14 protein-coding genes and 1 pseudogene are annotated in these 21,800 nt (G+C 43.9%); 10 read left to right on the top strand and 5 right to left on the bottom strand.

All coding sequences use genetic code 11. The features are described 5' to 3' along the window. Positions 1-98 precede the first annotated feature (98 nt). Together KKZ03_RS04965 and KKZ03_RS04960 are read left to right on the top strand one after the other, a co-directional pair. Positions 99-1,316 (top strand): sulfotransferase, encoded by a 1,218-nt coding sequence (locus KKZ03_RS04965; protein WP_243220439.1) that lies wholly within the window; start codon positions 99-101, stop codon positions 1,314-1,316. Then, a complete protein-coding gene (locus tag KKZ03_RS04960) occupies positions 1,258-2,778 on the top strand; it encodes a PepSY domain-containing protein (protein WP_243220438.1) in 1,521 nt (506 codons plus the stop codon). The genes KKZ03_RS04965 and KKZ03_RS04960 overlap by 59 nt, the downstream gene beginning before the upstream one ends. A gap of 83 nt (positions 2,779-2,861) precedes the next feature. Here KKZ03_RS04960 and KKZ03_RS04955 read toward each other — a convergent pair. Continuing rightward, positions 2,862-3,073 (bottom strand): annotated as a pseudogene (locus tag KKZ03_RS04955) (MbtH family protein). A gap of 195 nt (positions 3,074-3,268) precedes the next feature. Here KKZ03_RS04955 and KKZ03_RS04950 point away from each other — a divergent pair. Both KKZ03_RS04950 and KKZ03_RS04945 read left to right on the top strand, forming a co-directional pair. Next, positions 3,269-4,525 (top strand): sulfotransferase, encoded by a 1,257-nt coding sequence (locus KKZ03_RS04950; RefSeq protein WP_243220437.1) that lies wholly within the window; start codon positions 3,269-3,271, stop codon positions 4,523-4,525. Between the two features lie 105 nt (positions 4,526-4,630). Then, positions 4,631-5,344 (top strand): 4'-phosphopantetheinyl transferase superfamily protein, encoded by a 714-nt coding sequence (locus KKZ03_RS04945; protein WP_243220436.1) that lies wholly within the window; start codon positions 4,631-4,633, stop codon positions 5,342-5,344. A gap of 40 nt (positions 5,345-5,384) precedes the next feature. Here KKZ03_RS04945 and KKZ03_RS04940 read toward each other — a convergent pair whose 3' ends face one another. Both KKZ03_RS04940 and KKZ03_RS04935 read right to left on the bottom strand, forming a co-directional pair. Next, a complete protein-coding gene (locus tag KKZ03_RS04940; protein ID WP_243220435.1) occupies positions 5,385-5,606 on the bottom strand; it encodes an MbtH family NRPS accessory protein in 222 nt (73 codons plus the stop codon). 109 nt (positions 5,607-5,715) lie between these two features. Then, complete coding sequence (locus KKZ03_RS04935) at positions 5,716-6,216, bottom strand: RNA polymerase sigma factor (RefSeq protein ID WP_243220434.1); 501 nt, start codon at positions 6,214-6,216, stop codon at positions 5,716-5,718. Positions 6,217-7,023: 807 nt separating this feature from the next. Here KKZ03_RS04935 and KKZ03_RS04930 point away from each other — a divergent pair. The 6 genes from KKZ03_RS04930 (at position 7,024) to KKZ03_RS04905 (ending at position 18,454) form a co-directional block, all read left to right on the top strand. Next, positions 7,024-8,670: a cyclic peptide export ABC transporter gene (locus tag KKZ03_RS04930; RefSeq protein WP_243220433.1), complete on the top strand. Its 1,647-nt coding sequence runs from the start codon at positions 7,024-7,026 to the stop codon at positions 8,668-8,670. A 184-nt stretch (positions 8,671-8,854) separates the two neighbouring features. Then, positions 8,855-11,236 carry a penicillin acylase family protein gene (locus KKZ03_RS04925; RefSeq protein WP_243220432.1) on the top strand — a complete coding sequence of 794 codons (2,382 nt, stop codon included), beginning with the start codon at positions 8,855-8,857 and terminating at the stop codon, positions 11,234-11,236. Positions 11,237-11,427: 191 nt separating this feature from the next. Continuing rightward, on the top strand, positions 11,428-11,598 hold the full coding sequence (locus tag KKZ03_RS04920) for a transposase (protein ID WP_243220431.1): 171 nt from the start codon (positions 11,428-11,430) through the stop codon (positions 11,596-11,598). An 890-nt stretch (positions 11,599-12,488) separates the two neighbouring features. Continuing rightward, entirely contained in the window at positions 12,489-13,466 is a 978-nt protein-coding gene (locus KKZ03_RS04915; protein ID WP_243220430.1) for a FecR domain-containing protein, read from the top strand. A gap of 643 nt (positions 13,467-14,109) precedes the next feature. Beyond that, positions 14,110-17,550 carry an SbcC/MukB-like Walker B domain-containing protein gene (locus tag KKZ03_RS04910; protein WP_243220429.1) on the top strand — a complete coding sequence of 1,147 codons (3,441 nt, stop codon included), beginning with the start codon at positions 14,110-14,112 and terminating at the stop codon, positions 17,548-17,550. Positions 17,551-17,803: 253 nt separating this feature from the next. Continuing rightward, positions 17,804-18,454, top strand: coding sequence for an NAD(P)H-binding protein (locus tag KKZ03_RS04905; RefSeq protein ID WP_243220428.1), 651 nt, complete (start codon positions 17,804-17,806; stop codon positions 18,452-18,454). Between the two features lie 180 nt (positions 18,455-18,634). Here the strand turns inward: KKZ03_RS04905 and KKZ03_RS04900 are convergent, their stop codons facing one another. Further along, complete coding sequence (locus KKZ03_RS04900; protein ID WP_243220427.1) at positions 18,635-19,228, bottom strand: exosortase system-associated protein, TIGR04073 family; 594 nt, start codon at positions 19,226-19,228, stop codon at positions 18,635-18,637. Between the two features lie 54 nt (positions 19,229-19,282). Further along, positions 19,283-21,562, bottom strand: a complete 2,280-nt coding sequence (locus tag KKZ03_RS04895) for a Tex family protein (protein WP_243220426.1) — start codon at positions 21,560-21,562, stop codon at positions 19,283-19,285. Positions 21,563-21,800 lie beyond the last annotated feature (238 nt).

Here is a 21,800-nt window from a genome sequence, read left to right as displayed (position 1 = left end):
GTGCCTGATATTGGGAATTTTCCAAAACAACGAAAATATTCGGCTTTGAGGAAATGATTTTTGCTCTGGCTGGAAACTTGAATAAGAGAACATGAATAATGGCAAACATAAATGATCATCTGGTATCGGGTAAGCAACCGATTTTTATTCTGTCTTGTGCTCGTTCCGGGTCAACTATGCTGCGTTGCATTATCGATACACATCCTAATTTGTGCAGTCCCAGCCATTTACACTTGGGTCCTCTATGCACCGATTTATACAAAACGGCGTATTTTTCCTTGGGGCAATTGCCGGATATAACGACTGAAGAGCAGAGGGAGCAATTAGCGATTAAAGAAACCCGGCGCGTGGTCAAGGATTTATTAGATCGTTACGCACTAGGGAAAGGCAAAAAAAACTGGTGCGAAAAATCGACTATTAATATTGAGTATTTGGATATATTGGTAAAAGTTTTTCCAGATGCCAACTATATCTGTTTATTTCGAAATTGCCTGGATGTTGTACATTCCTGTATTAAAATTAGCCCCTTTGGTTATATGCCCGAATTAGCTCCTTATATACGTAAACGGCCGGGTAATTTTGTTGCGGCGATGATTGATAACTGGTTGGAGCGGAGCAATTTGCTGATAGCATTCGAACTGGCTCATGCCGGTCAGTGCATCAGGGTTAACTATGAGTCCTTGGTTCAGCAACCTAAACATGTCCTGTCGAAACTGTTTGATTTTTTGGGGGAATCTTGGGATGAAAAGTTGATTGATTCGGTTTTTCAAGTTCCTCATGACTTGGGTGATGGTGATCCAAAAGTTTGGTTTTCCGGCAGAATTAATAAAGATTCTGTCGGCAACGGGACAACCATTCCATTGGCGGCCATTCCTGAGGAACTGATCCCGGATATTGATACTTTGCATCAAAAGTTAGGGTATCTAACGCTGAATTCTTTATATGCTGAACGGCCCGGAAAAAAAGAAAGTACGGATCAATTGTTGGACTTTGATGATTTTTTTCGGAATTGGCTTATGCAGCAAGCCTTGGCAAAAGTTGATAAGTTCACTCGGCTGCGTGGTGTTTGTAAATTAGTCGTAACCGGATTAAAAGGAGGGGTATGGATTATCGGGAGCGACACTTCCGGGTTGTCGATAAAAGAAGATAATGAACTCAGCGATTGCACAATTTCCACAACATACAGTGTTTTTTGCGAGCTTATTGAAGGCAAAAGGACGGTGGTCAATGCCTATGAAAATGGAGAGATATGGGGTGATGGCAATACGCAGTTGGCACTGGAGTTTGGCAGGCTGCTATTTGGAGAACCGCTTTAACGGTTCGACAGGTTTATGCTGCGAAGGTGCTATCTTTCTTTCCTGCCAGCCTGATATTTTTTTCGAGGTGAGGATATTGCCTCGTTCGCGCATCTATTTCCAAGTGGTGCCGGATAAGCGCATTAATACTCATAGGCTACGGGCGGGTTGCTTATCGCTGGATGAGGTTAATTATTGGCTAATAGATGAATCGATGAAAGAGAAGATTATTTTTGAAAACACTCAATCCGCTCCTGATGACAGAAAACCGATATACCGGCGGTCATGGCTTAAAACTGTACGCAAATTCTGGTTGGGTGTACATATTTATATCGCTCTGTCGCTGGGATTTATGTTTGTTATTCTCGGCCTGACCGGCGCTTTAAATGTGTTTTATTATGAACTGGAAGAGCTGGGATTACCGGGCGTGCATAAAGAAGTGAACGCTCAGCCGCTCTCGTTCGATGACATTATGCAGATCGTCAGGGCTACTCATCCGCAAAGGCAGGGGGCATGGAATCTGTACCTGCCAGGCGATAATCATGAGTATTTATGGGCATCGTATGCAAAACCCGAAGAAACTGCTAGTGAGCTATTTGCGCCGCTGCAAGTATTAATTGATCCGTATACGGGAAAGATAGTTCATGAAAACTTTTGGGGGCGCACTATATGGAGCCTGGTTTACGAAGTACATGCCACTTTGGCGATGGGTAAAGTGGATGCCCGAATTGCGAAGGTGGTCTTCAAGGTTATCTGTTTTCTCGGTGTGTTTTTGTTTGTTTCGGCCCTGTCCGGGCTTTACCTGTGGTGGCCTCGCTCTGGCAAATACAGGCAGGCAGTCACTATTAAAAGTGGAGCGAGTCCTGAGCGGTTTTTCTTTGATTTGCACAAAACGGTTGGTTTTTACAGTTCTATCATATTGCTCATTCTGGCATTCAGCGGTTTTGCGTTCGGTTACCATGATCAAGTCAAATCGCTGGTCAGTTGTTTTTCAGAGGTTAAGGCCGAACGCTTCAAAGTGCCTACAACGGTTAAATCCGATTATCTGAATCAAGCCAAAGCAATTTCCATCGATAACGCTGTTGCGATAGCTGACCAGATTTTTCCGGGCGCAGTATTACGCTGGCTAGAAACTCCGGGCAGTAAGGATGGTGTTTACGTCATCGAGAAACGACAGGATGGCGAAGCCAGCCATACCCGGCCACGCAGCAAGGTCTGGATAGATCAGTACAGCGGTAAAGTGCTGGCCGTCGAGGATCCTAATCAGTTCACTGCCGGCGAAACGTTTTTAAATGTGCTGTGGCCCCTGCACAGTGGCGAAGCATTCGGGGTTTTTGGCCGTGTTTTGTGGTGTGTCACAGGCCTGACGCCACTCGTTTTGTACATCACCGGCCTGATTCGTTGGCAGCAGAAACGCAAGGTAAAGCAATTAAAAGAGATCAGAGCAAAACAGCCGGTGGTCACGAGCCGCCGCGTGCTCTGAAATAACCGAGCAGACCTTTCAAGTTTAGAAAACCTGGAAGGTCTCGCATATTGGCATGTTTTCTGCGTCTCTCCATTCATGGGCTATTGCTGTGCCGTCTGTTGCATGTGTATTTGCAAGCTTAACGAGCGCATATCTGTCCAAACTTCTTTGATGTAATCCAGGTATTCCTGCTTGTTGCCGATTTTATCGAGCGTTCGCCAACCGCCCGGTATTTCCTATATTCAGGCCAAATTAAATATTGCTCTTCGTGATTAACCACAACTCGATAAGGAGTGGTGTCTTCTCCGTTGATATAAAGAACTTAGTCAATTTTGTTTTGATGGGTGGGGTATGAAAAATTACTGCTTTGTAACGCTAATTTTCCCTGATATATCAATACTGACTGAGTACTAGAGTGTGAAAAAAACTGCTCTTATTTCGATAAGTTCAGCAGGTACGGTTTTACACGCTCCAACTGATTTTTTTGGTTTATGGGGAGTATTAAAACATGGATCAAAACAATATGAATTTTATTTTATGGAGAAAAATGATGAAAGAAACCTTTGCCCTACCCATTTTTATTCTCTCTTGCGAGCGCTCCGGTTCCACCATGCTCAGGTACATCATGGATACGCATTCAAAAATAGCCTGTCCCGGTCATTTGTATCTTGGCAGCTTGTGTGAAGGTCTAAATCGTACCTTGTTCGGCACACTTGCACAGACTCATGGGGAGCGAGACGAAGAATCTAAAAGACAGTACGCGCTAAGCGAAACTCGCAGCATGGTTGTTAATATCATGCAGCGTTATACCACAGCCAAAGGCAAGCAAATTTGGTGCGAGAAGACGCCGATGAATTTGGAATATCTGTCTGTATTAGAAGCGCATTTCCCTGATGCAAAATATATATGTCTGTACCGTAATTGTATGGATGTGGTTAATTCCAGTCTTAATATGAGTAAATTCCGTTTTCTTCCTGAACATATGCCGTATGTGCATAGAAACCCGGAAAATATTATTGCGGCAATGACGGAAAATTGGCTGGAAAAAACCGGTAGGTTGTTGGAGTTCGAAGCTGCGCATCCAGAACGTTGCTATCGGGTAAAGTATGAGTCTGTAGTTACGCAGTTTGAAGAAACACTGGAACCTTTATTTGAGTTCTTAGGTGTTGGCTGGGAAGCTGGGCTGTCGGAGCGTGTCTTTTCTGTGGCGCATGATGCGGGGGAGGGTGACGGTAAAGCTACATTATCCAGCAAAATCCGACAGGATTCTGTAGGGAGAGGCAAGGAAGTGCCGCGATCGGGCATCCCAAACAAATTTCTACCGGCGCTTGACGATTTGCTCAGTAAGCTGGGTTACCTGACAATAGACGCTTATTACTCCCAGAATAATCTGCCTGTCGCTAGCTCCAAGAAAAAGTGCGAAACCTCTAAGTTTTCTGAAATATCGGAAATATTTGATGTCCGTTTTATGAATGCAGTTAAAAGAAACCGGCATCTCTACCCTACACTTCAAGGCATATGGAAGGTAATTGTCACTGGTGTGCCAAATGGAGTTTGGACCATTGATTTATCAGGTCAAGAAGGCGTGATTAAATCGGGTGATTCCAAGGCGGACTTTTCATTGTCCCTTTCTGCTGCGTTGTTAATCGATATTATGAATGGCAAAAGAAGTTCGGTCGAAGCGATTAATCAAGGTGTGATCGAAATAACAGGTGTTAACGATAACGGGGCGTTAACCAATTTAGGCCGTTTGCTTTTTTCTTGAAATTGAATGTAGCGAAACATTATTTAAAAAGGCTTCGAAAAGAATCAAGTTGGATTAATATTTATTTCGAGCACTATTTTTGTAAATTAAGTGAAATTCCATCATATGAGTATTAATGATGAGTGCATGGCTATCGATGTATGGTTTGAACAATTAACAGTTACCGATGAAGAGTATAGATATTATTGGTCGTTGTTGGACAAGGTTGAACAAGATAAATCCGTGCGTTTTGTACAGACAATGCATGGCAGGCGTTATGTTGCCAGTCATGGTAAGCTCAGACTGATCTTGGCAGAATATCTGGATATGCCTCCTGAAAAGATCGGTTATGCGGAGCAGGCCTTTGGCAAGCCGGTTATCATTGTTAATGGCCTGGAGCAGGGCATTGAATTCAATTTTTCGCATTCCGGAGATAATATGCTGGTGGCAGTGGGCTTGGATACCAACATAGGTGTCGATATTGAAGTCTGGAACGATAGGGTTGATACGATTTCGGTTACTAATCTCTGTTTTGCCGAAGCTGAACGCCATTTTTTTTGGGGGGTGCCAAAAAGCGGTAAAGACGAGTTTTTCTATCGACTCTGGACAAGGAAGGAAAGCTTTGTAAAAGCCGTCGGTGTAGGCCTTGGATTAGATGTTTCCAAGGTTATTTCTTCGGTGATTGGGGCTGCGAGATTTTTGTCGGTGCCTGAGGAGTATGGTTCGGCTGGAGATTGGGCGTTGGTCGATTTAGATTTTGGCCGCGGTATTGGCGCTGCGCTGACGGTTCCTGCGAAATGTTATGCAGGATTCGAGCTTAGACGGCTCAACCCAAGGTAAAAAGGACGGGGTGTAATCCCCGCCTCTTACCATTCATTGACTATTGCGATGCCGTTTCTTGCATATGTATTTGCAAGCTTAACGGACGCATATCCGTCCACACTTCTTTGATGTGATCCAAACACTCCTGTTTGTTGCCGATTTTGCTGGCTGTTCTCCAGCCGCCCGGTATTTCTTTGTATTCAGGCCAAATTGAGTATTGCTTTTCGTGATTGACTACAACCTGATAAATGGTTGTGTCTTCGTCGTCGTTCCAAGCCATTGTTTTTCTCCGTTGCTATGTAGTTGCTGTAACACACCCTGTCATTTGTGCGATGGGATGGTTTCCATAAAGCAGACGATGGAAGAGCTAAAATACCTCAGTTGTCGTGTTAATCAAGGCAGAGGGTCTTGAAATGTTTTCGACAGTGTAACAGGGCCTTAGCCATGTGTTTTTCAACGGCGCTATCGGATATATTGAGTTCTTTAGCGGTTTCGGCATAGGTCATGCCGTAAGCTCTATTCAGGACAAATATCTCACGGGTGCGCAAAGGTAGTTCATCCAGTATCCGGATGATAGCGGCTAACCTTTCATCAATGGATGCGAGTTTTTCGGCAGATGGGAATTCGTTTGGAGACGGTAGAGATTGTTCTTTCGTTTGAATGTAATTTTCGGTTACTTTTCGATGCTTGATGTGATCGTAAGCAAGATTTTTTGCAACTTTAAACAGAAAACCGCGTGGATGAACAATGGTTTGTTTTTGTCTTTCGCGGAAAAAAATAATGAAGCTTTCTTGAGCGATATCGGCAGCTATTTCCGGGCAGTTAACAATCCGGGTCAAATGAAACTGCAATTCGGACTGGTGATTTAAGTAAATGGCTTCTAGGTTCAAGTTCAAATCCCTCTTTTATGGTTTTAGGAATGTTTATTTTGCTACTCTGGTGGTATTGGGATAAGGGCGCGATTTAGTATATTTGGTTCTAGCCGCATTGTGATTTGCCTCGGCTGTTTGACATTGGATTGATTAAACATAGGTGGATCCAGTTTTTGTTTTATTAGTTTGTGGCTAGCGCCACATAGGCAAGCAGTTTGTAATATGTCGAGTCTGCATGGCAAGCCGAGTTGTCGGAGTTTACTGATGTGTTTATTGCATAGTCACGATTTAATAAAGCAATTAGTATGCCAGTTTTTAAGTTAAGTAATTACAATAGGTTAGCTATAAGTGCAGGCCGTGAATTTGAAAAACAAGGCATATGACGTATTTTTAATACGTTAAATAACAGAGTTTTTTAAAGCGGGGTATGGGCGTTACTCTTGCGGACGATACGATACAGCAAATAATAGCGGACTTTTTTCATGAATTTGACCGTGTAGGGTTCAGTATTCGGCAGAATTTTTTAGTCGAACGAATGAGGTTAAATAAGCCATAAGGCGTCTTATTACTATGAGGCCGTCCGAGAATAGAAAATCTACTGCGGAAAAGCCATTTCTACCAGATTTCCCGCCCATTTTTGTTACACGCACAAAATATTTATATCAAATGACCAAAAAATCTGACTAAAAATAGCTTTTACTCGCTACGATTCTTATTCTCTGACAGCCTACTTATACTCACTTTGGCTTTGAGTCCTGATGCGTGACATAGAATTTGTATTAACGTATTTAATTATGCACATGCAAGTTTAAAGGAAAATATTTTATGATAGTTTTTTTGTGCCGTTCTTCCTGGCTAACGATTGTTATCGTAATGCTTGCGGGTATTATCAGTGGCTTAAGCAGTGCGGCTTTGGTTGCGCTGATTAATGCGACGTTGGCGAATAGCTTGGATGCCAAGCTCTTACCATGGCTATTTTGCGGATTGTCTATTGTGGTATTGTCCAGCGGTTTTCTATCGCATTATCTACTTAATCTGCTCAGCACCAAGATTGTTTGCGATCTTCGTATTCACATCAGCCGCTTAATCTTGACCGTGCCTTATCCCTGTCTGCAAAAGCTCGGTAAGTCGGCGTTATTGGCTAATTTGACCGAGGATATTACGGCGATAGCTATGGCTAGTCAGGTATTGCCAGTCGTTTGTATTAATTTAGCGGTCGTGGTTGGTTGTATGGTCTATCTAAGTTTGCTGTCCTGGCATCTAGCACTGATTTTGGGCGGTGTGATTGTTTTTGGGGTACTGAGTTCAAGCTTATTCAGGGAGTGGCCGAAAAAAGCCGTGGTCAAGACAAGGAATGAATACGATGTGCTTAGCAGCAATTTCCGGGCTTTGACGGAAGGCATTCGCGAGCTGAAATTACACAGGCAGCGTAGCGATGCGTTTATGGCGCAATCACTGGCCGCCAGTACACTGGCTTATCGCCAGTATTCTTTCCGAAGTGCAATGGCTTTTTTGGTGGTTAATCAGTGGGCGCAGTTACTGTATTACGTGGCCATAGGTGTGATTCTCTATGTTTTTCCTGTGTGGCAGGATATCGATCAAAAGGTGATCGGAGGTTATGCACTGGTGTTTTTGTTCATGATGTCGCCGTTGACCATACTCACTACCAGTTTGCCTATTTTCAGTAGAGCCAATGTTTCGTTACAAAAAGTCGGGCAGCTAGGCGATCAGCTCAAAAGACAGGTGGCCCAGGTCGATACACCATGTAAAATGGAGACTTGTCAAAGTTTTTCCGGGCTGTCTCTGCAAGATGTGACGCACAGTTTCCATCGGGAAAAGGAAAATCGCAATTTCATATTGGGGCCTATAAATCTGGCCTTTAAGCCCGGAGAGTTGGTATTTTTAGTCGGTGGCAACGGTAGCGGAAAAACGACATTGGCAATGCTGCTGATCGGGCTATACACGCCGGAAAATGGGCTTGTTCGCTGGGACGGCAAGATCGTCGACGACGTTAATCGGGATGATTACCTGCAAAATTTCTCGGTGATTTTTTCGGATTTTTATCTGTTTGATGAGTTGTATGGGGTTGATAATGGGAACAACGATAGGATGATTGACGATTATTTGCAGCGCTTGCATTTGCACCATAAAGTTCGGATTGAAAGCGGGCGATTTTCCTCGGTAGATTTATCACAAGGCCAGCGCAAGCGCTTGGCGTTATTGGTCGCTTATCTGGAAGACAGGCCTTTTTATGTTTTCGACGAATGGGCGGCAGACCAAGATCCGGAATTTAAACATTTATTTTATACGGAGCTTTTGCCTGCCTTGAAAGCCCGAGGAAAAACAGTATTGGCCATCAGCCATGACGATCGCTATTTCTACTTGGCGGATCGTTGTATCAAGCTGGAAGAAGGTCAGATTGTCGCCATGGAAAAGCCGGTAGTGACGGATATAAGCAGTCAATCCAGATAAGTTAATTATGGTGAGGCTAAATGGTTATTTAGCAGCACGCTTGTCTTTATGTACAAGTGCCTACGGGACACCTCATTCTGGCAGGAATGCCGGTATGACGATGCACCGAGAAAATTATGTATAACTATAAACGTAGTTCGTGGGAACCAGGTAAATTACAATTTCACATTATTAGAAGGCAACAGTGAACATTCTAAAATTTGTTTTATATACCGGATTGGGACTGGTAAGCATTGCGGCGATAGCCATCGGCGGCGGTTTTTGGGTTTTGCATAAGTCCATGCCGCAACTTGACGGCGTAGTGAAGTTGAATCGGCTTACGGCGGAGGTTCGCGTACAGACCGATGCGCACGGCATGCCGGTTATCAATGCCGCTAATCGTGTCGATGCAGTTCGGGCATTAGGCTATGTCACCGCCCGCGACCGCTTGTTTCAGATGGAGCTGATGCGCCGTAAAAGCGCGGGGCGGCTGGCAGAAATTTTTGGCGACATGGCGCTGGACAGCGACATCAAGGCTCGGACTTATGGTTTTCATCGGGAGACAAAAGCTATATTAGCAAAACTGCCGCCAGCCCATCAGCAGTATCTGCAAAGCTATGCAGACGGCGTCAACAGCTATATGACGGAATCCGGTAAGCTACCTTTCGAGTTTACAGTCTTGGGTTATCAACCGGAGCCTTGGACGCCTGATGATAGTTTACTAGTGGTATTAGGTATGTGCGATAACTTAACTGTCTGGGAGGAGCGCAGTGAGCGTATGTTGAGTGTGATGGAAAAAACCTTGCCGGATGCTTTAGTGCGATTTCTGACGCCGGATACCGATTTTTATACCGAACAGCTGTTGAAACAGGCCGAATCGTTGCGTCCGGCACAAGTGATTCCCATAGAGGCTTTGGCGACCGCATTGGCTGATCAGCCGATGGATAAAACGGTGTTGGCGCAGTTGGTGCAGCAGTCCGACTTCATGGCCGGTTCCAATGCCTGGGCGGTCAGTGGCAAGAAAACTAAGGATGGGCGTGGTATTCTGGCTAACGACATGCATTTGGGTATATCGGTACCCAATACATGGTATCGCATCGAGCTGAATTATGGAGATACACATGCTGCAGGATTAACGTTGCCCGGTACGCCGTTGTTAATTGCCGGCAGTAATCAACATGTTGCCTGGGGAGTAACCAATCTGACCGGTGATTTTTTGGATTTGGTTCAGCTCGACATCAATCCCGACTATCCCGATCAATACCGGATAGGTGACCGATGGCAACATTTTGACGAGTATCCGGAAACCATAGTCGTCAAAGGAAGTGCAGCTAAACAGATCTTGGTCAAACAGACGATCTGGGGGCCGGTTGCCAATCAGCCGTTGCTAGATCGGCCGGTGGCAATTCATTGGGTGGCGCTGGATGCTGATGCCATCAACCTTAATTTGTTTGATTTGGAGCAGGGCGAAACTCTGGAGCAGGCGGTAAAAATCGTTAACAGCACCGGTGGTCCGCAGTTGAATGTTTTGTTGACTGACGATAAAGGTCACATCGCTTGGACGTTAATGGGTAAAGTCCCCAAACGCTTTGGCAATGACGGTCTGGTTAGCCGCTCTTGGGCAGATGGTAGCGTGGGCTGGAACGGGTATGTTGAGCCTGAAAATTTACCGCGGGTCATCGATCCGCCTGAGGGTATTTTGGCATCGGCCAATGATCGCCGCCTGGGCAAAAAATATCCGTATGTAATCGGTCACCAGTTCGGTAACGGCTACCGCGCTTACAGGATTACCCAGCAGCTTAGGCAAACGCCTAAGATAGATGAATGGGCTATGTTCAATTTGCAATTGGATACCGAAAGCGAGCTTTATGTCTTTTATCAGCAGTTGGCCTTAAGTATCCTGACCAAGGAAGCCATTGCGGGGCAACCGGAGCTGGCTCAAGTGCGCGATTACCTGCTGGCTTGGGACGGACGCGGTGATGTCGACAGTCTAGGTTTTGCCTTGTTGGTCGAGTTCCGCAAAGAATTGATCAAGTCGGTGTTCACGCCGTTTTTATCGGCCAGCCGACAGGCTGATAAAAATTTCAGTTATGGATGGAGTTATATCGATACGCCGTTGCAGGCCCTGCTGAATGAGAAACCGTTACACGCGTTGCCCGATGCGGCACATTATCCAAACTGGGACAGCTTTATTCTTAGTCAATTGCAGCGCAGTATAAAGCATCTGCAAGCTCAGCATCCAGGGGTGGCACTAATGGAGTTGAACTGGGGTAGTATAAATAAGGTCAAGAACATGCATCCGTTTTCCAAGGCCTTGCCGATACTGGGTAGTTTGCTTGATATGCCGAGCGAAGCTTTACCGGGCTGCGTTTTTTGCGTGCGCTCGGGAGGACCCGGTTTCGGAGCTAGTGAGAGACTGGTGGTTGCACCAGGCCATTTCGACGATGCCATTTTGCATATGCCTGGCGGCCAATCGGGCCAGCCCTTGTCGCCTTATTATCGGGATCAGCAGGACTTTTGGCTAAAGGGGTTATCAATGCCATTGACGGCCGGAAAGCCCGAACATAGGCTGCTGTTGCAGCCTTAAGTGTTGATAAAATTCCGGTTGAATATGATAAGTAATGGGTTTTAGATAGCGTGAGCAATATAACAGCCCCTTCATTTTTCAGTTAACAGATTAATAAAATCTTCCCAAGTGTTGTGATATGGATTTTTTGAAATGGTTTAATTGAATGGGGCACTTCTAAAGACAGTTTTATCATGTCAACAGAGGTGAACATGAGTAATCAAACTAAACAAAAACGACCCAATTACACGATTGAGTTTAAAGAAGATGCTGCCAAGTTAGTTAATGGAAAAGGCTATACGCAAAAGCAAGCAGCCAATAATTCAGGCGTTTCTCTTAGCGCTATTGGACGATGGGTGAGAGCCGAGCAAGAACCGATATAACCATCGGCCACCAAGAAAAGTGTTTTGAACTTGATTGATCAAAGGTGAGTTAGCGCGGTTACGTAAAGAAGTTGAACCTTTACGGTTGCCCCGCGAAATATTACAAGGTTCCCTTTAGAGTAAAAAAGGAAGCAGTCTTCTTTCCGAAAGAACGCCAATAAAATACGGTTTTATTCGAGAGTAATAGAAGACTTTTCTAGTTACCGTAGTATGTAAAGTGATGCAAAGACAACAGTGTGGTTTTATTTGGTGATGAAGTTTCATTTGCTATGTGGGGGACATTGCCGCGAACATCGGGCACCGATAGGCCAGCAACCCATGGTTAAAACAACAGGTATCCGTAAAGGCCTGAACATGTTCGGTACTATTGAGCTTTAAAAGCGGTAACTTTCAATACCAATAATCGCTGGCTTATCGGTTAAAACCAAAATCACTGAAGTTGTTGAAAGAGGCTGAGTTACCTACCGAATTGTTGGCGCTTCTTAAGACCTTAAAAGTGATGAATATCCCATCCAACGGTTATTCCTAAAAGCGTTAAGGGAGATGGCTGATAGCCAGTTAATCAGCCAATATCAAGCTGTTATCTTACAGCATACCAAAGTAGCGGGACGCTTTAATGGCGATAGTTATAACGACCTTCAAAACGTACTTGCATAATGCCAGTAAAGTGTTGTGTGTGATGAGAAAATGCGCGAGAATCTTGCGATTACTGACGTCATACTTACCGTGTTGACCTGAAAATTATTTATCTGACAAGACTATATGTCTAAACTGTTCACTACTTTTGCTTCAAAATGAAGGGTGTCATATAAAATGCAATATTTTGTACAATATTGCATATGTTTTCGAGCTATAGCGAGCTTTCTATACAGAGACTGGAGTAGTTATCTATGAATCAGAACAACGAGACGAACAGCTTGGAATCAGAACTTAATAATGACATTGACGAGCAAGCTGTGGCTTGGTTTATACGTTTACGGGCGGATAATGTTACCAGCGATGAAAAGGCGTCATTTCTGCGATGGCTGAATCAGGCCAATATGCATCGCGATGCTTTTAATGAAATCAGTAAGCTGTGGGGCGACACAGACCTATTGAAAGCGCTTGATGATGCTGCTCAAAAACATCATATTGCACCGCAAAAGAAAACAACCTACACTTATGTGAAACTACCATTAGCGATAGCGGCTTGTCTATTTTTGGCCTTTTTATTCCGCAACGATTTTGCGGTCTTGATGGAAAGCGATTACTCGACCAGAGTAGGTGAGCGAAAAACTGTCTATTTCGGTGATGGTTCTACTGCGATGCTCAATACCGACAGTTCCATCGCAGTTAGCATGGATGGCCCTCAACGCAGGGTAGACTTGCTTAAGGGCGAGGTTTACTTCGAGGTTAAACCCGATCCCAACAGGCCGTTTATTGTCCAAGCCGATCATTCGACGACCCGTGTACTGGGAACCCGATTTTTCGTCCATGAAAAGAGCGATAGCGATGAAGTTAAAGTAGTATCAGGTCGCGTTGAAGTAACAGATCTGCGTACTTTGAGTCAGTCGGTAATTTTGCATGATCGCGAGTCTGTATCAGTAGATGTCTCAGGGCTTGGTGAAACGCTGTTATTGGATTCGGCGCTGAAAACCTCCTGGGTGAACGGCTTTCTGGTGTTTGAAAATGCCACACTGGAAAGCGTCATTGGCCAGATTCGTCGCTATAGAACAGGTGTGGTAGTTTACAAGGACAATGCTTTGCGTGAATTCAAAATCAATGGCCGCATCAATTTGCGTGAGTCGGACGACATGCTGAAAGTTTTGGGGAAAAATCTGTCGGTAAAGATGACCTATCTGACCAAGTGGCTGGTAATTGTCGGCTAAGGAGCATCTTGGATATTGGTTGCTACGCTAATTATTAATGGTGTTATATTACTTTTCTGATTGATGTAATATTGTTGCCTTGAGCTTTTTTAGTGTAACAAAACCGCGCCCAGTCATTCATTAAATGCATACGTTTTTCTAGTAAGTCACCACGCCTGTAAGCCGCTTCTGCTTGATTTTTTATGGTGTGCGCTAAACACATTTCAACGACTTCGCCGGTATATACCGTAGTTTCTGCCGCCCAATCGTTGAAGGATGATCTTCAACGGAAAAAGTACAAGCAGAAAAACGATTAGAAACTTTTAGAACCATACCTGAAGACCTCAAAGATAGACTTGTCAAACAAGCTTACAGAGAGGCGGCAAAATAATTATTATTATAGCAAGACAATTAAAACGGCGCTTTAGTTGGGCGGCCGTCTTTTTACAGAATACTAACAAGATGGAGCCCATGTAATATGGGCTTTTTTATGCCTGGTGTTTTGGCAGCGATTGCGGAATCTTCTTAGTGATTAATTGCTTTTTTATGCTGTGTTTTCTCAGGCGTTCGCATCGTGTATGATGTAAGCACGGTAAAATTGAGTACCAATGCGGGTACCAACTTTTACATAGTGCCGATCTATCGCTATATAAAACAAAGGTTTATGAAAATACTCAACATTCATTTCAAGAATATCAACTCACTGGAAGGCGAGAGTCAGGTCAATTTTGAGCAAGCGCCCTTTTCCGATACCGGGGTTTTTGCGATTACCGGGCCTAACGGGTCAGGCAAATCCAGTATTTTGGATGTGATTACTTTGGGTTTGTATGGTGAAACTTTTCGATTTAATCGGCCGGCAAGCCATGTAATGACCAAGCGCACGACAGAGTGTTTTGCAGCTATTGAGTTTTCTCTGGGTGGTGAAAGATATAAATCCAGTTGGCATGTGCAACGTACCGAGAGTAATCCGGACAGTGAATTGATGCCGCCGGAAATGCAATTAATCCGCTTGAAAGATGACGAGATTTTAGCCCGCACGCATCATGAGGTGTGTGCAAAGATGACTGAAATTACCGGTATGAATTTCCGTAACTTCACGCGTTCAATCATGTTGGCACAGGGTGATTTTTCGGCTTTTCTGAATGCGCTGGACAGTGAGCGTATGGATATACTGGAAAAAATAATCAGCACCGATATTTATGCCGATTATAAAAAAGACATACTTGATAAGGCTGAAAATGCACAACAGGAACTGGATCTTTTAAAACAAAAGTTAGCGGCTATTCAGTTTATGGATCCTGAAAAAAGGGAAGCCAGTGAGCATGATTTAAGCGATTTTAAAGAGCAATTTTCCGGGTTACAGGCTGAACAAAATACGTTAAAGCAACAGCAAGCCTTGCTAACAGAAATAACTGCGATAAAAAAGCAAATTGTTGAGCAGGAAAAGAACCTGGAAAAAGCCAAACAACAGGTTGAAAACACACAAGATTTATTGGACCAGATTGCTGCCGCTCAAGGCGCGTTAATCTTCAAGGATGACATTGAAGCCCACAAGTTAATAAGCCACGTTATTCATCAAGGCAAAGCAACTCTGGATGATTTTCAGAGTGAACTTAAGCAATTAAAAGATCAGCTTGGCGATAATAAAACAGCGCCTGACAACTTGGCAGAGCTATCGTTTACTGAACAGCAGAAAAAACTGGATAATGCCCGGGAACAGGTTGGTCGCTTTGGCTTAAACAAGCAGTCAGAAACAGCCCAAAGGCAGTCTTTGATGGCGCAGGCAGAGGAAAAGAAGGCTGTGCTGGTAACGGTATCAACATGGTTGGAAGAACATGCACCGGAAGCGTTACTGCTAACAGATTTTCCTGAACTGGGTAAATTAAAAAAACTTCGCACCGAGATGGTTGAACTCAGCACAAAGAAAACATTATTTACCAAGCAATCAAAAAAAACCACCTCTTCACTCAATAATAATAACGCCGCTCTTGCCAAAGAAATTAACAAACAGGCCGAATTAAAACTCAAGTTACAGGCTGATGAAAAAGAGCTTGAGACAATAGCACAAGGCAAGAACATTGATGAGATTAATGCTTTAAGGTTAGAGCAACAAGAGCGTGTCAAGGACTTTGAAACACTTTACAATCTGGCCAAAAAACATCAAACATTAACTGGCGGGGGTGGTTTTTTCTCTTTATTTACCCGTAAAGAACAACCGGAGCATGATGTTGATGTACTAAGTCTTGAGCTTGAAAAACTAAAGTTGGAAATAAAGCGCGAAGAAAATATTAAACGCGTACTTGATGAGTCGATTATCCATCAATCGTTATTAAAAAAAATGGCACCCGACAGAATCCATCTTATTGATGGTAAACCCTGTCCATTTTGCGGAGCCTTGCAACACCCTTACGCCAAACACCCGCCGGTAGTGAGCAATTCCAGGCAGGCCTTGATTGATCAAAAAACAAAAATAAGAGCGTTAATTGAGAAGTCCGCCAACATAGGATTTAAAATTAGTAATGCACAAAATCAGTCTGAAAAAAATCAGGCAAGGCAAATGCAACTACAACAGATTAGAGCGCAGTGGTTAACTCTGTGCAACCGACTAAATATCGTCAGTGATGATCTTGATATCAAAAAGTCGGGATTGATGAAGGAGTTGGTAAAAAAAGAGAAAGCTGAATTAGCCGATATTGCCAGTTTGGCTACGAAATATTGGGGTAAACTGGCGAGTATTGAAAAAGCAAAGACTTCAATTGCCAAGAGCGTTACTACTATTGAGCAATTGCAAATAAGTGCTCAGCAAATGGGCTCAAATAGTCAAGGAGTTACTCAGGAGGAGACAGACCTTAAAGCAGCATTGGCGAGGCGCGAGCAGGAAGCAAAACAGCTGGCCGATAAAGTGCTCGAGCAGTTGACGTTGTTGGGCGAGAAAATGCCTGGCAAGGGCCAGGAAGATGCGTTGTTTGACAAGCTTAATATGCGTCGGCAAGATTACCATGGTTATGCTTTCCGTCACAAAAATTTGACAGAAGAACTCGCAGCTTTGGAATTGAAACAGGTGACTTGTCAAGCCGAAATAACACGCTGTAATGAGTTTTTGGAAATTTATACCAGTCAACTACAAAGTGAAGAAACTATCGCACTGCATTTGGCACTCATTGAAAAGCAAAAGCTGATTGCTGATAAAGAACAATTTCTTGTTCAGCAGGAGCTTATAGCCGCCAACTTGCATCAGGCATTGCAGGAAAAAATGCAAGGTACTCAATTTACCGGTTTGCATGAGATTAACCAAGCACTAAAGCTGATAGAAAGTCAGCCAAAACTGGAGCGCAGAAAAGCAGAATTGCAGCAAGAAATTGATGCCGAAAATATAGCATTGGAAGCCAGTCATCAGCAGTTACAAGCTGATTTCTCACTACCAGATGCGACCTTAAATAAAACCGATGTTGATGAACAGTTGACGCTTATTGCCGAGAAGGTTGAGATAGCGAGTATGGAAGTTCAACATCTGGAGCGCTTACTCAGCGAACAACAGCAACTACTACAGACTTATGATGCCGTGCAGTTGCAAGTGCAACAGCAAGAAGCTTTGTCACAGCCCTACCTGGTTGACGCAGCGCTTATAACAGCAGAAAACGGTATGGCTTTTCGTCGTCGGGTTCAGGGACAGGTTGCCGATAAATTATTATCTCAAACCAATAGCATTTTGGAAAAAATTAGCGGTCGTTACTATATACGAAAAGCACTTGGTGAGCAAGGCTTCGGGCTTGAAGTTGAGGATACTTATCAAGCTAATGTGCGGCGATTACCCAAGACGTTATCGGGTGGCGAAAGCTTTATAGTCAGTTTGGCGTTGGCCTTGGGACTTTCAGAATTAGCCAATAACGGGCGCTCTGTCGATTCACTGTTTCTCGATGAAGGTTTTGGTAATCTCGATGCCGATTCACTGTATACCGTAATCAGTACCCTGGAAAATTTACATACTCACGGAAAAACCGTCGGTGTAATTTCTCATGTTGAAGCCATACAAAAACGCTTTAAAACCCAGCTTCAAATGGTTAAAAAACCGAATGGTATGAGTGAGTTGAAAAAAGCTTCTTGATAGATATTTATTATGTGATGAAGAAGGCTTTATGAGTTTCCTAAAGCCTTCTTGTCCCTGTTTTTTAGTAAGCACCCAACCGTTCTTTCGCAGTAAAAACCAGTAAATAAGGCACATTGGGCGGTATCAATTACCGGTTGCCTTTAGATGATTTTCAATTAATCAGGTCATTTAGCGTTAAACTATTGAGAATGGCACCTGTTGGAAAAGTCTTTTAGACATTAATCCCCTTACCAACTATTGAAGGACTGACATGACACATTTTAATAAGCCATTGAGTCTACTTTTGGTCGGTGCTACCGGTGCCGTGGGCAGACAGGTACTGACTTTGGCCCTTGCCGACCCGCGTATCAAGCAGGTGATTGCACCTACTCGTCGTCCGTTGCCCAACCATGAAAATTTATACAATCCAATTATTGATTTTGCCCATTTACCCGTTGATGCATCCTGGTGGAATGTTGATGCAGTAATTTGCACGTTAGGTACGACAATTAAGGCGGCTGGCTCGCAGTTGGCCTTTGCTGCGGTTGACCGCGATTTTCCAATTCAAGTGGCAACGCTGGCAAGAGCTGCGGGTGCTACGCATTTTGCGCTAAACTCTTCTCTGGGTGCTAATCCTGCCGGAAATTTTTACCTACGTACCAAGGCTGAAGCAGAAGCAGGCATTCGCAATATCAACTATCCAAGTTTTACGATAGTAAGGCCATCGTTGATTGACGCTGTACGTGAAGAAGTGCGTCTTGGGGAAAAAACAGGCCTGATCGTTGCACGAATTTTACGGTCACTGGTCCCGCTTCACTATCGGCCAGTTAAAGCAGAGCGTATTGCTTTTGCCCTACTGGAAGGAGTTTTGATAGAACAATCGGGTGAATGTATTATCGAATCCGAACAGCTTCAGAATTAAAACTTGCGGTTTGCGCTGTCGAATTTGTAGCCCATGTAACGAAACTACTGAATGTACTCATCACTTGATGCTTTAAATCTCAATGCCACGCCAATGCAAAAATAAGCAACATAAAATTAAACCAGAGGTTTTCAGTTATTTTGTTTTTTAATTATCAGCATGATTCGGGTTGCACTGAGGTTATTTCTGCATTTTATTATTAAATAGCATATCCAGATTTTTATTGGTTTGATGATTGTACTGATTTGAACGATCAACTACCGCTGTCTTTGCTGGTGTTGCTACAGGTATTGAGATTGGAGCTGCCTGTGTTATGGGGGTTTCGATAATCGGTTGATCTGTTTTTTTGGTGTTATCAAGACGCAATACTTCACCGTAAGTTGTATCCATATCAAAATCATCCCAAATATACACAGGGTGAGCGATCGGCCGGGTCGGTATTGGCAGGGTTATTAAATCAGCAATGCCGCAACCGGCTCGCCCCAAAGTATTAACCAGACCTTTTATAAACCCGCCAAATACACCATAAAAAAAGTTGCTTTGGTTCATGGTGTTAATAATATTTTTGGGTATTTCCAACGGGCTGGTAGCTAAATTGGCAAAGGCATTTAGTGCTTTATTACCAATTTTTTCACCATAGCTTGACTGCTGTAAGTTTACACCGGCTTGATTGCCATAGCTTTGTTGCGGCATATCTGCATGAGCTGTTGGCATATAGGCCATAAACAGGGAGATGAAAAGAAGAAAAACATAAAAGCGATTATATTTAATCATATCAAATCCTGCGGGTATGTTAATTAGATTCAAGCATAGCAGAGCTATTGTTATTTATTTTTTCAATGCTTTTGCAAAAGCATTGGCCATTAAATTTTGCGCCGGCACTTGTTGTTGCCGGGGTTTAGTAACCGGTTTTTGGTTATTTCGTTCAGGTCTGGCTTCAACGCTATCGGCATTGGTTTTCATGGATAAGGATATACGCTTGCGTTCAATATCTACCTCCAGTACTTTAACTTTCACCATATCGCCGGTTTTTACGGCCTCTCTGGGATCTTTGATAAAAGTATCTGACAAGTGAGAGATATGTACCAAGCCATCCTGATGCACGCCAATATCAACAAAGGCTCCAAAGTTGGCGACATTGGTCACTACCCCATCCAGTCTCATACCCGGTTTAAGATCGGACATTTTCTCGATACCGGCTTTAAATTCCACGCTTTTAAATTCCGGCCGTGGATCGCGTCCCGGCTTTTCCAGTTCTTGTAGAATATCAGTAACAGTCGGTAGACCGAAATTCTCATTGGTATAGTTTGCAGGATTTAGTGTACGTAAAAAACCGCTTTGGCCGATAAGATCACGGATAGATTTACCCGTGTCGGCTATGATGGCTTCAACAACCGGATAAGCTTCGGGATGGACTGAAGAGGCATCCAGCGGGTTATCCCCATTCATGACACGCAGAAATCCTGCGGCTTGTTCATAAGCTTTATCGCCCAATCGAGGTACTTTTTTCAATTGCTTGCGGTTAATAAAGGGGCCGTTTTCATCGCGGAAAGCCACGATATTTTCACTCACACTGGCTGACAAACCGGAGACCTGTTTTAACAAAGCGATGGAGGCCGTGTTGACATCGACACCGACTGCATTAACACAATCCTCGACGACGACATCAAGCCCTCTGGCCAATTGAAACTGATTGACATCATGCTGATACTGACCAACACCGATGGATTTTGGATCAATTTTAACCAGCTCTGCCAGCGGATCCTGCAAGCGTCTGGCAATAGAAACTGCACCACGCAGTGACACATCCATATTGGGAAATTCTTTGGCAGCAAGTTCGGAGGCCGAATAAACCGAGGCACCGGCTTCTGAAACAGTTATTTTGGTAAACTTAAGTTCACTATGCTGTTTCATAACATCGGCAACCAGTTGATCTGTCTCTCTGGAGCCAGTACCATTACCGATACTAACCAGATCAACACGGTGTTTTTGAATCAGTTTTGCCAGGGTAGCCATTGCCCCATCCCAATCTTTACGTGGCGGGTGTGGATAAATAGTCTCGGTGGCCAGCACTTTTCCGGTAGGATCAACAATGGCAACCTTAACTCCGGTCCGTATGCCTGGGTCCAGACCCATCGTGGCTTTGGGGCCGGCAGGGGCAGCCAATAGCAAGTCTCTTAAATTACTGGCAAAAACGCGAATAGCTTCCAGTTCAGCGGCTTCACGGAGTCTGAGCTTTAAGTCCAGGTCTATACGTGTGAATAGTTTAACTTTCCAGGCAAAGCGGGCGGTTTCTGCCAGCCAGGCATCAGCCGGTTTTGATATGTCCTTAATCGCAAGATGCCGGGCAACAAACTGGGCACAAAGTGTATGCTCTTCTTTGTCTTCTGCGCCGGGTTTAAGTGTTAGGGATAATAAATCTTCATTACGTCCCCGAAATAAAGCCAATGCCCGGTGCGAAGGAATTTTGTTGATAGCTTCCTGATAATCGAAATAATCCTTAAATTTTTCGGCAACTTGCTCTTTACCCGTGACGACGGTGGCGTGAACAAGTCCTTTTTGCCAGACCCTTTCGCGTAGTTCAGCCAATAATTCGGCATTTTCAGAAATGCGTTCCATAATGATCTGTCTTGCGCCATCCAGAGCGGCAGCAGTATCTGTTACGCCTTTGTCGGCATCAATATAAGCGAGGGCGATGTCTTCGGGAATCAGGTTGCGGTCATTAAGAATGGAATCAGCCAGTGGCTCAAGCCCTGCTTCACGAGCGATTTGTGCTTTGGTTCGGCGTTTGGGTTTGTAGGGCAAATATAAATCTTCCAATAGCGTTTTGGTATCAGCCTCGGTAATAGCCTTTTCCAGTTCAGGCGTCAGTTTATCTTGCGAGCTAATACTGGCCAGAATAGATTTGCGCCGCTCGTTGAGTTCGCGTAAATAACGTAAACGTTCTTCCAGTTGCCTTAATTGCGTATCATCCAGTCCTCCGGTAATTTCCTTTCGATAGCGGGAAATAAAAGGCACGGTAGCTCCTTCATCAAGCAACGCAACGGCTGCTTTGACTTGTTTGCTATTAACAGATAATTCTTCGGCAATACGTTGGATGACGTCCATTTTTAACTTCTGGTCTGGGTTTAAATGGGGCTATTGTAGCTGGATACACCTTTTTTTAGAATTCTTGATTTTATGGTTAACGGATAGAACGGACATTTTCTTTTAAGCTGTCGACTTTTAACTTGAGGTATAACTGTAACCAAGCAGGTCTGAGTTTATAGCGTAGGGCTTAAAACCAAGGCAGGGCATGAGTAATGAGATAAATTTCAATAAGTATAGTAGTGTATGCTAATATTGT

Source organism: Methylobacter sp. S3L5C, from assembly GCF_022788635.1.
Lineage (GTDB): Bacteria > Pseudomonadota > Gammaproteobacteria > Methylococcales > Methylomonadaceae > Methylobacter_C.
The sequence above is the reverse complement of the archived record's forward strand: the minus strand, read 5'-3'. Positions and strand labels throughout refer to the sequence as shown.

Coding starts and splice junctions, on each gene's coding strand:
- KKZ03_RS04940 (WP_243220435.1), bottom strand. CDS start 5,606: ATGGCTTGGAACGACGACGAAGACACAACCATTTATCAGGTTGTAGTC.
- KKZ03_RS04895 (WP_243220426.1), bottom strand. CDS start 21,562: ATGGACGTCATCCAACGTATTGCCGAAGAATTATCTGTTAATAGCAAA.
- KKZ03_RS04920 (WP_243220431.1), top strand. CDS start 11,428: ATGAGTAATCAAACTAAACAAAAACGACCCAATTACACGATTGAGTTT.
- KKZ03_RS04950 (WP_243220437.1), top strand. CDS start 3,269: ATGGATCAAAACAATATGAATTTTATTTTATGGAGAAAAATGATGAAA.
- KKZ03_RS04930 (WP_243220433.1), top strand. CDS start 7,024: ATGATAGTTTTTTTGTGCCGTTCTTCCTGGCTAACGATTGTTATCGTA.
- KKZ03_RS04910 (WP_243220429.1), top strand. CDS start 14,110: ATGAAAATACTCAACATTCATTTCAAGAATATCAACTCACTGGAAGGC.
- KKZ03_RS04945 (WP_243220436.1), top strand. CDS start 4,631: ATGAGTATTAATGATGAGTGCATGGCTATCGATGTATGGTTTGAACAA.
- KKZ03_RS04905 (WP_243220428.1), top strand. CDS start 17,804: ATGACACATTTTAATAAGCCATTGAGTCTACTTTTGGTCGGTGCTACC.
- KKZ03_RS04900 (WP_243220427.1), bottom strand. CDS start 19,228: ATGATTAAATATAATCGCTTTTATGTTTTTCTTCTTTTCATCTCCCTG.
- KKZ03_RS04915 (WP_243220430.1), top strand. CDS start 12,489: ATGAATCAGAACAACGAGACGAACAGCTTGGAATCAGAACTTAATAAT.
- KKZ03_RS04965 (WP_243220439.1), top strand. CDS start 99: ATGGCAAACATAAATGATCATCTGGTATCGGGTAAGCAACCGATTTTT.
- KKZ03_RS04960 (WP_243220438.1), top strand. CDS start 1,258: ATGGCAATACGCAGTTGGCACTGGAGTTTGGCAGGCTGCTATTTGGAG.